Below are 12,589 nucleotides of genomic sequence, written 5' to 3' on the forward strand. Positions count from 1 at the left end.
TTTAATAATCATCCATCATTTGACTGAACTCATCAAAAATATTTCTTGTATCATTTGGACCAGGGCCTGCTTCAGGGTGGTACTGAATACATTTAAGAGGTAGTTCTTTGTGGGAAATACCTTCAGGAGTCCCATCATTTAAGTTTATTTGAGCTAATTCTAAGTCTGTTTCTTTTAAAGATTCTTTATCAATTGTAAATCCATGATTTTGAGATGTGATAAAGACTTTTCCAGTGCTTAAATCTTTTACAGGCTGGTTTTCTCCACGGTGCCCAAATTTCATTTTGTATGATCTTGCACCGAAAGACTTAGCAATCAATTGTTGACCCATACAAATTCCAAAGATTGGCAATCTGTTGGATAATTTTTTCATTGTTGCAATTGTTTCGGATACCCTATCAGGATTTCCAGGACCTGATGTAATCATCAAACCACTTGGAGAGTAATCCAAAACAGTTTTATAATCAGTATCGTAAGGGAATAATACTACACCAATATCCCTTTCTAAAAATGAGTTAATAATATTCTTTTTAACACCGCAGTCAATCAAAGCAACCTTTTTGTCTGCACCCTCATTAAATAATTTAATCTCTTTTGTTGAAACTAAAGGAACAACATCTCTTTCTTCAATACTTGGTTGTGATTTTGCCATTTCAAGTAGTTTATCGTCCTCAATATCTTCAGTTGTTATTGCTGCTTTAAGTGAACCTCTTTCCCTGATTTTAAGGGTTAAATCACGAGTGTCAATTCCGCTGATTCCTGGAGTTTCAAACTCTTTTAAGAAATCATCCAAAGTTTTTTGAGGTCCGAAGTTGGATACTTCGCGACAAACTTCACGACATACAAATCCTTCAACCTGAATTTTATCAGACTGATACCAATCTTCACTTACCCCATGATTTCCTTCTAAAGGATAAGTGGACATCAAAATTTCTCCTTTAAAAGACGGATCAGTTAAAGATTCTGTATAACCACCCATACCAGTAGAAAAAACAAGTTCTCCCAATTTAGTGGTTTCATAACCGAACGCTTCACCTTTTAAAATAGTTCCATCTTCCAAAGCCAATTTAGCTATTTTTACCATTAAATCACCATTATAAAAAAAAATATAATTCTCTATTTTTATATATTTATTTTACTATATTATTAAACTTTGTTTTTACATATGAAAAAAGAATTTTTTAAAGAAAAAAATCAAAATAGAAAAAATTCGAAGAGAAAAATGAAACTAAAAAATTATTTTTAAATTTATCGACCAAATAATATTTTAATTTAAATTATACAATATAGTAATGATTAAATCAACGAGCGTGAAAAATGGATTTTGAAACTCAAGACCTTGTTAAAAAACATCTGAATGCTAAAGATTTTGAAAAATTTAAAAAGTTGATTAAAAGAACTAAACTATACAATGTTCCCGACTCCCTAACCGGAGAGCTAAGGCCATATCAAAAAATCGGGTATTCCTGGTTAGTTCAAAATATCAGATACGGATTCGGAAGCATATTGGCCGATGATATGGGTCTTGGGAAAACAATACAGGTATTAACCGCAATTCTTTATTACAAGGAAAAGGATCTCCTAGAAGACAAAACCGTATTAATCATTGTTCCACCAACATTAATATCAAATTGGGAAAACGAAATTAAGAAATTTACGCCTGATTTAACATATTTTATTTATCACGGGTCAAATAGAAGTTACCCTTTAGAAAGCTATGACATCATTCTTACTTCTTATGGGGTTGTAAGACTTGATTTAGACATGTTTTTAGATGAAAAATGGTTCATATGCGTTATTGATGAAGCCCAAAATATTAAAAATCCAAATACAGAACAGACAAAAGCCATTAAAAGCGTTAACGCCAGGTCAAAAGTTGCCCTAACAGGGACTCCTATTGAAAACAAATTAATGGATTACTGGTCAATATTTGATTTTGCAAATAAGGGATATCTGTCAACGAAAGATGATTTTAAAAGGCAATTTGTAATGCCAATAGAAAAATTGGAAGATGAGGAAACATTGCATGAACTGAAGACAATAGCCAAACCCTTTGTCTTAAGACGTTTGAAGACTGATAAAGATATTAAAAAAGAATTGCCTGAAAAATTCATAAATGACATTTACTGCACTTTAACCAAAAAACAAATAAAATTATACAATGCCATTCTGGAAGAGATATTTTTTGATATTGAAAATTCAAAAGGAATTCAAAGAAAAGGAATTATTCTTAAGATATTAACCGCACTAAAACAAACATGCAATCACCCTGCACAATTTTTATCCATCAAAAAACCAAAAATAAGTGAATCCGGAAAAATGGAACTTTTAGTGAACATTTTGGAAAACATACTGGACAATGATGAAAAAGTCATAATATTCACACAGTATGTAGAAATGGGCAAATTAATACAGCAATTAATTTCTAAAAAGTTTAAGCAGGAAGTGCTCTTTTTACACGGTTCACAAACAAGAGAAGAAAAATCAAGAATTATAGATACATTTCAAGAGGATGAAAGCTATAAGATTTTTGTTGCAACACTTAAGACAGGAGGAACCGGGTTAAATCTAACTGCAGCCCAAAATGTGATCCACTATGACTTATGGTGGAATCCTGCAGTGGAAAACCAGGCAACAGACAGAGTCCACAGAATCGGTCAGGAAAATGATGTGATGGTTTACAGATTCATCACAAAAGGAACATTAGAAGAAACCATCGACGCAATAAGCAAACATAAAACCGATTTGGCTGCCAAATCAATCAGCAATGATGAAACATTCCTTACCGAGATGACCAATGAAGAGCTGAAAGAAGTATTGAAATTAAGAGTATAATCAGAATTTCATGCTAAAGTTAAGGCTTCTTGAGGAATGTGTCAAAGCACCGATTGAAATGATGTCTACACCCAATTTAGCATAGTCCACAATAGTATCCTCCGTTATACCACCAGACACTTCAATCAATGAAAATTGGCGAATATTCAGTTCATTTAACTTGTCAATGACTTCGCTGACCTCACTAGGAGACATGTTATCAAGCATTACAATATCGGCACCATTTTTAACGCATTCAACCGCATCATCAAGAGTTTCCACTTCAATTTCTATCTTTTTAGAAAAGCTGACATTTGCTTTTGCCTTCATCAATGCTTCAAGCGGAGTTCCACAGGCTGCAATGTGGTTGTCCTTAATCAACACCATATCATCCAGGCTGAAACGGTGAGTATCTGCCCCACCTACACTTAAAGCGTATTTATCAAATTTGGCGATTGCAGGTGAAGTTTTGCGTGTTCCAGCAACTTTAACCTCATAATCCTTGACTAAATCAGCATAATGATTAGCTGCGGTTGCTACACCACTCATTCTCATGGATAAATTTAAAACAGTCCTCTCCAAAAGCAAAATTGTCCTTGCATCACCAGAAACTGACATTAACAAATCATTTTTAGATATCTCAGAGCCATCATTTAACCAAAAGTTGACTTTAATGCCATATTCTTCAAATACTTCACGAATTACGTCCATTCCTGCCAGAATACCCTCATCTTTAGAAATTATTTTAGCAGTTATCTCTTTTCCTTTTTCAACAACAGCATTTGAAGTAATATCGCCAAATCCTTCATCTTCGGCCAACATGTATTCTATAATTTTATCCAAAAAATCACCTAAACTTTAATAATTAATTAAAATATATATTTATTCTATAATATAATATAAGTGATTATAGATGGATATAATATTTTTAGGAACTTCCTCAGCAGTTCATTCGAAAGAGAGAAATCAAGTTTCAGTTGCTGTCAAGGCATTCGGAAAAGTGATGTTATTTGATTGTGGAGAAGGAACTCAAAGACAAATGCTTCACACAAAAGTAAGCCCTATGAAAATATCAAACATATTTATCACACATTTTCATGGAGACCATATTCTAGGCCTTCCGGGACTCATACAATCTTTAGGACTGCATGGTAGGGGAGAAAAACTAACAATATATGGTCCTAAAGGATTACATAAAGTCAGAGATGCAATATTAAACTTCGGTTATTGCAAATATGAATACCCTCTCGAATTCGTTGAAATAGAACCTGGAATAATTAAAGAAACAGAGGAATACATTATCAAATGCCAATACGTCCGACATAATGTTCCAGCACTTGCATATTCAATTGAAGAAAAGAAAAAACCAAGATTTTTGCGAGAAAAGGCCATTGAATTGGGAGTTCCTGTAGGGCCTCTTTTCGGCAAATTACACAACGGAGAAGAAGTTGAAGTTGATGGAAAAATCATAAAACCAGAACAAGTTCTTGGAGAACCTAGACAAGGAATCAAACTCACATATTCAGGAGACACCAGACCTTGTGAAGAAATGATTGATTTCGCAAAAGACAGTACAGTTCTAATCCACGAATCAACGTTTACAAGGCAAGATGAAGAAAATGCAGAAGAACATGGACATTCAACAGCAGCTGATGCAGCATACGTTGCAAAGCAATCAAATTGCAAGGAATTAATATTAACCCACATCAGTACACGTTATAATGGAGAATTTTCTAAAATTATATTGAATGAAGCACAAGAAATTTTTGAAAATACTAAAATCGCTTACGATTTAATGGAAATTGAAGTTAAATGATACTATGGATTTATTAACAACATTTGATCAGAATTTGCAAACTCTAGTTTACATAATAATCATTATTGTTTCAACCACAATCCTAACAAAACTCATTGAATATTTAATGAAAAAAAGGGAAAATCTTAGTCGCAATATTACCGCAGTATTGCTGATGAAAGACATTATAATTTACTCCCTATATTTTATTGCATTAATGTATATTTTACAGTTATTTGGAGTAAACCTTGCAGGAACGTTATTGAGTTTAGGTATTGTGGGTATTGCAGTGAGTTTTGCGGCCAAAGACATTATTTCCAATTTATTTTCAGGAATCCTATTAATACTTGGCAAAAGCATTAAAGTCGGAGATACTGTTGAAATTAATGGTGAGAAAGGAACTATCGAACGTGTTTCCCTTAGGACAACAACCATCATTGATGACTTGGGTATAGTGAACCATGTTCCAAACTCCACATTAACAAATAATCCATATTTTGAATTTAAATCCAATGAACAACGTCGGGTTGATCTTATTGTAGGATTGCCTTTGGATATTGATGTTGAGGAATTTAGAGATTATATTACTGAAAAAATTGTTACTTATGATGAAATAGCTGATTCTCCCAGACCAAATGTTTTTGTAAGGGAAACCAGTTTTAAGCAAATCAAAGTCAAAGTATCTTTTTGGGTAAAAGATTTTGATACGGAAGACAGCCATAAATTAATAATAGCTAATAAAGATAAATATAAATTAGTAATCGCTAACGAGATTAGAAAATATATAAATATGATGGGTGAAAAAAATGAGTAGTTCAATACAGGAAGAAATTTTGAAGTTGAAAGAAGAAAAGAATGCCATAATACTGGCGCACAATTACCAACCTAAAGAGGTCCAAGAAATTGCCGATTTTCTTGGAGATTCTTTAGAGTTATGTATAAAAGCATCCGAAATTGATGATAAAGATTTGGTAGTATTCTGTGGTGTGGATTTCATGGCAGAAACTGCATATATTCTGAATCCAGATAAAAAAATTGTGATTCCAACTCTTGAAGCGGAATGTCCAATGGCACACATGTTGCCCGAAGAAGAACTACTGAAAGCCAAAGAAGAACATCCCGATGCTGGAGTTATTCTTTATGTAAACAGTATCGCAGAAGCAAAACAGCATGCAGATACATTATGCACTTCAGCAAATGCAGTTAAAGTTGCTGAAAGTTTACCTCATGATAAAATATTATTTGGACCCGACAAGAACTTGGGAACCCATGTTGCAGCAAAATTAGATAAAGAAATTATTCCCGTTCCTAAAGATGGTCACTGTTACGTTCACAGACTATTCCACATTGAAGATGTTGAACTTAAAAGAGAACAATATCCAAATGCAGAAATTATCTGTCACCCAGAATGTGACATAAAAGTTCAAAACGCATGCGATAAAGTAATGTCAACCGGAGGAATGTTAAGATACATTGCCGGAAGTGATAAAGAGGAATTTGTTATTGGAACTGAAATTGACATGATTACAAGAATAAACTCTGAAGTTCCTGGAAAAAAATTATATCCTCTTCTTGAAGGTGCAATATGTGAAACAATGAAATTGCATTCATTGGAAAAGATTCTTAATGCACTTGTTACTGAAGAACCGGAAGTTGTATTGCGCAAAGATATTGCAGACAAGTCAAGAAAAGCTGTTGAACATATGCTCAATGCATCAAAATAGCTAGTTAAACTAGCTTTCACCTTTTATTTTTTAATTAAAATAATGAATTTGAAGAGGTTATTGAATTATTTGAATTGTTTCAAAAAAGAAATAATCTCCAAACCAATATCCTTATAATCATCTTCATCATAAAAACTTTCTTTTTCACTGAACAAAGCTATTTTTGAATTTTTTATTAAATTTTTTAATGGTAAAACATCTTTTTCATCATTGAAGAAGAAATAGTCTGATAAGCCCATAATTAATGCTTTGGCTTCGATATTTTCTAACTTATCTGAAACATCATATTCCAAAAGACAGTCATTACGTGATTTGAAATCATAGATATCCATAAATAAATTTTCATCAACATAATCTCCCATCAAAACATCGATTTCTTCATTGGATAACTCTTCAAAAACATTTTTTGGAAAATAACCTACAAACAATAACCTGGAGATTACTACAATCAATTTAGATATTGAAACAGAATATCCATCAACATAAAAATCATCAGAAGAATCAATTATTGCATCTGCAACATTAAGCATGACATAACGATACCCATATGTTTTAAAAGTAGTATTCAAAGTAATGATAAACTCAACGTCATTTGGATATTCACTTGCCCAGGTATAGACTTCAAATCCACCCACACCCTCGCCAATAATCCCTGCAACTTTCTTAATATTGAATTTTTCTTCTAAAAATTGTCTTTTGAAATTGACTCTGTCTTTTACAGTATAATGTGGAAAATCATATTTCAAACCTGATGATGAAGGGGAACAAGAATTAGGAGCTCCAAGAGCAGTTATTTTAATGAAAAAAAAGTCAGTGATAGATGCCTCATGAATCATATCATGAGATTTAGCAAAAATAGAATTTCTTCCTTTAAGAGTTGGACAATAAACAACAGCATTAATAATATTGCCTTCGTTATCATATTTCGGCGTTCCATTAACCCAGTATTCTACATCAACATTGTTCAAAATCCTCCCGGATTCGAACTCGAAAGATTCCATAACATAATTTGAATATTCCACATCAAAATTCATTTTAACTCACATTTTATATTATTTGATGTAAATTATATAAAAGTTAATGATTAAATAAGTAAAAATATTTAAAATGTAAAAAATATTATTTATTTACATGTCTTCTAAAAAGCCTGATAAGAAAAAAGTCATCTCTATTTCTTCACGCGCTATAAAATCTCCTAGTCTAAATTTGGCAACATCACTTTGAAAAGGATATAATTTATCATCAAAATACATTTTTAATTTTAATGTGTTTTCATCAATTTCAGTTTCCTCTTCCAAATTCTCATTTAAAAAATTCATTTGATTTGAAGTTAAATCATTGACTAAATACACAATGAAATTTTTATCACCTATTTTTCCATAGTCAGAGATTTTAACTATCATCAAAAATCACTCATAAATTCTTTTAATTCATAAGATATGTTTTCAAGTTCATTGAAACATAAATGTCCCAATTCCGAATCCATTACAATCAATTGAGAATTTTCAATCATTTCAGACATTGGAATTCCATCAAGTTCGGGTGGGAAATGAGGGTCTTGCTTGCAAGAGATGATTAAAACTTTAGATTTGATTTTATTCAAATCATATTCCACATTAAAGTTCATACTGGCAGCATTGCAATATTTCAAGTCATAAATATCAGTTTCAATCATTTCATTTCCAAATTCTTCAAATTCCAAACTCAATTCATCATTTGTTTTTGCTCTCAATGCCTCTTTAGAAAGTCCAAAGTTAAATTCCGCAAGGCAAGCTATCCTTAAAGTTCTGATTAATGAATATGTTAATTCTCCTTTTGCATAATCTGGATCTGATTCGATAATTTCATCCACAAATCTTGAAAGAATGTAATCATGACCTGCAACCTTATAGCTACTAACCCCACAGATTATAAAGTCCTGGAAGTTAGGATATTCAATAGCTTGGGTCAAACCTACAAAACCGCCCATTGAATTTCCAATCAAGCCCAAAACATGAGCAATATTAAATTTTTCAGTCAAAAACTGTTTTTGAAAATTAACCACATCGACCATCGTATATTTCGGGAATTTATTCTTTAAGCCAGTTTGTGATGGAGAACATGAGCCGGAAGAGCCCAAAGCAGTCAAACTAATAAAAAAATATTTATCTTCATCAAAAGGGCAATCTTGAAAAGTTAATGGTAAAATTTTGTTAATGCCTTCAAAACTACCTAAAGAGCCGCTGCAATAAATTATTGCATTATTAATCAATCCGTTTTCATCATATTTTGGAGTTCCATAAGTCATATATTCAACTTTAACGTCTTTAAGAACTTCGCCATTTTGAAATTTAAAAGAATCCATTATAAATTCTTCTTTTTTATTTTCAAAAAATTCCTCATCAAATATTTAAATCCCCTCCTTTAAATAATATATGAAAAAACAAATTATTTAAATTAATCTAAACAATGTTATTGTAATGAAATACAGAATTTTAGAAAAGCCCAATTGTGAAGATGCATACGATTTGGTTCAGGAAGCCTTACGCAAAAGGGCAACAATAGTGATATTTGCATGTTGTAAAGTTAATTATGAAGGAAGAGCATTAAGCGAGCTTAACTGGGGAGAACGTATCATTATGATAAAGCCTGACGGCGCATTTCTAATACACCAGGAGAAAAAAGTTGAACCGGTTAATTGGCAGCCTCCGAAATCGAAAACAAGAAGTTATGTCAAAAACGACAATCTTTTCCTGGAAAGTCATAGAAGAACTCCAAAGGAATTATTGACTGTAGAGATAAGAAAAATCCAATTCATCAATTATGCCAATATGGAAGACTTTGAAGAGCTTGAACAGGCAGGATATGAAAAGGATATGAGTGACATGATTATGGAAAAACCACATATGATTGAAGAAGGTTTTAATCCAACTACACGAGAGTACAGTGTTGAACATGGATTTATTGACATTTTAGGAAAAGATAAAGACAATAATTTAATGGTTTTGGAATTAAAAGCCCGTAAGGCCGGAGTTAGTGCTGTAAAACAACTTAGAAGATATCTTCAAGATTTGGAAAATACTGAAAATGATTATCTAAAAGAATGCAAAGCAGAAAAGAAAAAAATAAGAGGATTGCTTGTAGCTCCATCACTTATGGATGATGCACAAGAATTGCTGGAAGAGGAAGGCATTGAATTTGTATCCGTTGAACCTCCTAGGGAATTAAAGCGAGACAAAAAAGTCACATTAGATGCATTTTAACTCAATGCATCCTCTATTCTTCTCATCTCATCAAGATAAAATTTTTTAGTAAATTTATTTGCAGGGATTGAATTGGTAACATGACAATCCTTTTCCAATTTATAAATAAGATAATCTTCAGTTTCCAGTGGAAGAGTATCATCATCACTTAATAAGTCCAAATCATCCAATTCTTCAAGAATATCATTAAATTCTTTTTCTTCAAGTTCAATTACATCATCCAAATCCATTTCTTGGACTTTCGGATTTAATTGCAAGGCAATAGCGACAAAACCATTAACTGATTTATCTGAAATTTCAAATTCAGAACTCCTTATCTCATCCATAGACAGTTTAACATGGTTTAAAGTGTGTTTTGTAACTGGAATTTCCCTAGAAATACCAATCTGATTTATTTCATAATTGTTTTTCCAGCTGCCAATTTTATAAACTGCATAATTCATATCATCAATATTAATAATTTCATCGTCAGACATTTTTATCACATTTATAAATATCTTTTTATAAAATAAAAACATTATTATTAAATATAATGTAAATTTCAATGGAGGTTGAACTGTGAAAAAATGTCCAGAATGTGGAAATCCAAGTTATGATGGAGCTCCTGTTTGTGGAAATTGCGGGTATAAATTCCCAAAACAAAAAGTTGCTGTTCAAAAAGAAGAAAGTATCTTTGAAAAACCACCAGAAACATCAAAGAAACCTTCAACATCAGATGAAAGTACAATTAACATATTAAAAGAAAAGAAATTAGTTATTGGTGCTATACTATTAATAACTTTAATTGTAATTTGTGGAATCGTATTAACCGGGTCTAATAATAACAATAAATCAACCACCACAAGTGGTGAATTGGTTAAAGTTAGCGAAGGAGCATTTGCATTCAAATATCCTGGAAATTGGGAAGTAATTAACCGCACTGATAGCGAACACCCAAATGCCAAATTCTTCAAAAACGGAGAAAATACAATTATTGAATATTATAACAGCACAATGGATTCTACATCCTTAAAAGAGATAACTCGAGATAGAATTAATTATGCTCAAAACAATAATTCATTTGTAGAACTTGTTGAAACAATTACTTTAGACGGTAGAAATGCATCAAATATCATTTTAGAAAATGCCGATGGAAATTATACCAGATTTGTTTCATTATTCAGTGACAAGAATCTATATGTATTTAAAATTAGCGGTGATTCAATTAACTCAGTCACATCACCGGATATTACCGAAATGATAAATACTGCAGATATTGCATAAGTATGATTAATTTCATACTTCTATTTTTATTTTTAATGTGTAAACATGACTAAAATTAAGCTTGCTCTTTGTCAAATGAATGTTGTTGACAATAAAGAAGAAAATCTAAAAAAAGCGACTTCAATGATAAAGGAAAGTGTTAAACAAGAAACTGATTTTATAGTACTGCCAGAAATGTTTAACTGTCCGTATTCCAATGACAAATTCATTGAATATTGTGAGGAAGAAAAAACAAGCAGAACTATCTCAAAAATATCGCAATTAGCTCATGAGAATAATGTATATATCCTTGCAGGGTCAATTCCCGAAAAAGAAAATGCAAATTTATACAATACCAGTTATCTATTTAATCGAAATGGTGAAATAATCGCCAAACACCGGAAAATGCATCTTTTTGACATTGACGTTAAAGGGAAAATAAAATTTATGGAATCTGACGTGCTGACTGCCGGAGATAATGTGACAATTGCAGATACCGAATTTGGAAAAATAGGTATCGGAATTTGTTATGATATCCGTTTTCCAGAATTAGCCAGATTAATGGCTCAAAAAAATGCATTGATACTGTTTTACCCAGGAGCATTTAATATGACTACAGGACCTGCTCACTGGGAACTGTTATTTCGCTCAAGGGCACTTGACAATCAGGTCTTTTGTGTAGGTGTAGCACCAGCATTGAATGAAAATGCAAGTTACCACAGTTTCGGCCATTCAATCATAACCAACCCATGGGGAGAAATAGTGACTGAAACCGATACAAAAGAAGAGTTAGTAATAACTGAGATTGATTTGAGTGAAATAAAAAAAATTAGAGAAGAACTTCCACTTTTAAAAAATAAAAGAGAAGATCTTTACGAGATTATTGAAAAATAATTATTTTAATTTAGCTAATCTTTTTTCAAAGTACGCCAATTTTTTGTCATTATCTGCAAATACTTCACAGGCTGTTTCAATGACCCTTACTTCATTGTCATAGTCATTTGCCTTTCTGTATAATACACATAATCTTTTATATGGAGCATCTTTTGCTTGTTTTGCTTCAACATAACGTTCATATTCTTTAATAGCTTTTTGAACATTAGTTTTTTCCATTTCCTTAATAGTGCTCATTGGAATAACTTTTACAATAGCTTCTCCTGAGTTTTTAGCCTTTTGCCTTTTTTGTGCTTTTTTAATTGCCTTGTTACAAGATTTCTTGAAGTCCTTATCGTCTTCGGTTTTTCTTGCATCCTTAATTAATTTAATTGCTTCATCAGTTGCCAAATCACCTAATGCCTGAATGGCAGCTAATTTAACACCCCAGTCTTCATCATCAAGACATTTAGCAATATTATCTAGCTCATCATCCGCCTGAAGTTCACCTAAAGCACGTACTGCAACTTTTCTAACACCGAAGTCCTCATCATCCAAAGCTTCAACAAAGTAAGGAATGACTTTTTTGTCTTCAGTTTCTTTAAGTGCAAAAGCAAGGAAACGTTTATCTTTACCTTCAGCATTATTAAATTCATTAATTAACTTATCAACAGCTACATCCCCCATATTTCCTAATATTTCAGCAGCTTTAAATCTTACCTGAGCATTATCATCAGTAGTTGCTTTAATTAAAGGTTCAATAGCTTTTTCATCAGTTGTTCCAACCAATGATTCTATTGCTTCTTTTCTAACTTTAACATCATCATTTGATAAATTGTTAATAGCTTCTTCAAAATTAAAATTTGACATGATAATAAATTAGATTTTAGGAATATATA

14 protein-coding genes are annotated in these 12,589 nt (G+C 31.9%); 7 read left to right on the forward strand and 7 right to left on the reverse strand.

Features of this window, described 5'->3' with window-relative positions:
- Position 1: 1 nt before the first annotated feature.
- Entirely contained in the window at positions 2–1,084 is a 1,083-nt protein-coding gene (gene carA, locus UIB65_RS04090) for a glutamine-hydrolyzing carbamoyl-phosphate synthase small subunit (RefSeq protein ID WP_330039846.1), read from the reverse strand.
- 233 nt (positions 1,085–1,317) lie between these two features.
- On the opposite strand from carA, the gene UIB65_RS04095 reads away from it, so the two are divergent.
- A complete protein-coding gene (locus tag UIB65_RS04095; RefSeq protein WP_330039847.1) occupies positions 1,318–2,835 on the forward strand; it encodes a DEAD/DEAH box helicase in 1,518 nt (505 codons plus the stop codon).
- Here the strand turns inward: UIB65_RS04095 and nadC are convergent, their stop codons facing one another.
- On the reverse strand, positions 2,836–3,657 hold the full coding sequence (gene nadC, locus UIB65_RS04100; protein WP_330039848.1) for a carboxylating nicotinate-nucleotide diphosphorylase: 822 nt from the start codon (positions 3,655–3,657) through the stop codon (positions 2,836–2,838).
- A 70-nt stretch (positions 3,658–3,727) separates the two neighbouring features.
- Between nadC and rnz the strand changes: the two genes are divergently transcribed.
- From rnz to nadA, 3 genes are read left to right on the forward strand one after another with little or no spacing between them, the layout of a single operon-like run.
- A complete protein-coding gene (rnz, locus tag UIB65_RS04105) occupies positions 3,728–4,630 on the forward strand; it encodes a ribonuclease Z (protein ID WP_330039849.1) in 903 nt (300 codons plus the stop codon).
- Between the two features lie 4 nt (positions 4,631–4,634).
- Positions 4,635–5,423: a mechanosensitive ion channel domain-containing protein gene (locus tag UIB65_RS04110; RefSeq protein ID WP_330039850.1), complete on the forward strand. Its 789-nt coding sequence runs from the start codon at positions 4,635–4,637 to the stop codon at positions 5,421–5,423.
- Positions 5,416–6,333 carry a quinolinate synthase NadA gene (gene nadA / locus UIB65_RS04115; protein WP_330039851.1) on the forward strand — a complete coding sequence of 306 codons (918 nt, stop codon included), beginning with the start codon at positions 5,416–5,418 and terminating at the stop codon, positions 6,331–6,333. Before UIB65_RS04110 ends, nadA begins: the two co-directional genes overlap by 8 nt.
- Positions 6,334–6,398: 65 nt before the next feature.
- On the opposite strand, the gene UIB65_RS04120 is transcribed toward nadA, so the two are convergent.
- From UIB65_RS04120 to UIB65_RS04130, 3 genes are all read right to left on the reverse strand, one after another.
- Positions 6,399–7,367: a hypothetical protein gene (locus UIB65_RS04120; protein WP_330039852.1), complete on the reverse strand. Its 969-nt coding sequence runs from the start codon at positions 7,365–7,367 to the stop codon at positions 6,399–6,401.
- Between the two features lie 93 nt (positions 7,368–7,460).
- Entirely contained in the window at positions 7,461–7,736 is a 276-nt protein-coding gene (locus UIB65_RS04125; protein WP_330039853.1) for a DUF5750 family protein, read from the reverse strand.
- On the reverse strand, positions 7,736–8,677 hold the full coding sequence (locus UIB65_RS04130; protein ID WP_330039854.1) for an alpha/beta fold hydrolase: 942 nt from the start codon (positions 8,675–8,677) through the stop codon (positions 7,736–7,738). Before UIB65_RS04130 ends, UIB65_RS04125 begins: the two co-directional genes overlap by 1 nt.
- A 115-nt stretch (positions 8,678–8,792) precedes the next feature.
- Between UIB65_RS04130 and nucS the strand changes: the two genes are divergently transcribed.
- Positions 8,793–9,575 carry an endonuclease NucS gene (gene nucS / locus UIB65_RS04135; RefSeq protein ID WP_330039855.1) on the forward strand — a complete coding sequence of 261 codons (783 nt, stop codon included), beginning with the start codon at positions 8,793–8,795 and terminating at the stop codon, positions 9,573–9,575.
- Here the strand turns inward: nucS and UIB65_RS04140 are convergent.
- Positions 9,572–10,051 carry a hypothetical protein gene (locus tag UIB65_RS04140; protein WP_330039856.1) on the reverse strand — a complete coding sequence of 160 codons (480 nt, stop codon included), beginning with the start codon at positions 10,049–10,051 and terminating at the stop codon, positions 9,572–9,574. The genes nucS and UIB65_RS04140 overlap by 4 nt on opposite strands.
- 82 nt (positions 10,052–10,133) lie before the next feature.
- Here UIB65_RS04140 and UIB65_RS04145 point away from each other — a divergent pair, with 82 nt between their 5' ends.
- Positions 10,134–10,838 (forward strand): zinc ribbon domain-containing protein, encoded by a 705-nt coding sequence (locus UIB65_RS04145; protein WP_330039857.1) that lies wholly within the window; start codon positions 10,134–10,136, stop codon positions 10,836–10,838.
- Positions 10,839–10,883: 45 nt separating this feature from the next.
- Positions 10,884–11,711 (forward strand): carbon-nitrogen hydrolase family protein, encoded by an 828-nt coding sequence (locus tag UIB65_RS04150; protein ID WP_330039858.1) that lies wholly within the window; start codon positions 10,884–10,886, stop codon positions 11,709–11,711.
- On the opposite strand, the gene UIB65_RS04155 is transcribed toward UIB65_RS04150, so the two are convergent.
- Positions 11,712–12,560: a HEAT repeat domain-containing protein gene (locus UIB65_RS04155; RefSeq protein WP_330039859.1), complete on the reverse strand. Its 849-nt coding sequence runs from the start codon at positions 12,558–12,560 to the stop codon at positions 11,712–11,714.
- Positions 12,561–12,589 lie beyond the last annotated feature (29 nt).

The sequence above is a fragment of the Methanobrevibacter sp. genome (genome assembly GCF_036307625.1).
Classification (GTDB): Archaea; Methanobacteriota; Methanobacteria; order Methanobacteriales; family Methanobacteriaceae; genus Methanocatella.

Bases quoted from the DNA above. Each gene is read 5' to 3' on its own strand.
- carA (WP_330039846.1), bottom strand. From the start codon at position 1,084: ATGGTAAAAATAGCTAAATTGGCTTTGGAAGATGGAACTATTTTAAAA.
- UIB65_RS04095 (WP_330039847.1), top strand. From the start codon at position 1,318: ATGGATTTTGAAACTCAAGACCTTGTTAAAAAACATCTGAATGCTAAA.
- rnz (WP_330039849.1), top strand. From the start codon at position 3,728: ATGGATATAATATTTTTAGGAACTTCCTCAGCAGTTCATTCGAAAGAG.
- UIB65_RS04110 (WP_330039850.1), top strand. From the start codon at position 4,635: ATGGATTTATTAACAACATTTGATCAGAATTTGCAAACTCTAGTTTAC.
- nadA (WP_330039851.1), top strand. From the start codon at position 5,416: ATGAGTAGTTCAATACAGGAAGAAATTTTGAAGTTGAAAGAAGAAAAG.
- UIB65_RS04120 (WP_330039852.1), bottom strand. From the start codon at position 7,367: ATGAATTTTGATGTGGAATATTCAAATTATGTTATGGAATCTTTCGAG.
- UIB65_RS04125 (WP_330039853.1), bottom strand. From the start codon at position 7,736: ATGATAGTTAAAATCTCTGACTATGGAAAAATAGGTGATAAAAATTTC.
- UIB65_RS04130 (WP_330039854.1), bottom strand. From the start codon at position 8,677: ATGGATTCTTTTAAATTTCAAAATGGCGAAGTTCTTAAAGACGTTAAA.
- nucS (WP_330039855.1), top strand. From the start codon at position 8,793: ATGAAATACAGAATTTTAGAAAAGCCCAATTGTGAAGATGCATACGAT.
- UIB65_RS04140 (WP_330039856.1), bottom strand. From the start codon at position 10,051: ATGTCTGACGATGAAATTATTAATATTGATGATATGAATTATGCAGTT.
- UIB65_RS04150 (WP_330039858.1), top strand. From the start codon at position 10,884: ATGACTAAAATTAAGCTTGCTCTTTGTCAAATGAATGTTGTTGACAAT.
- UIB65_RS04155 (WP_330039859.1), bottom strand. From the start codon at position 12,560: ATGTCAAATTTTAATTTTGAAGAAGCTATTAACAATTTATCAAATGAT.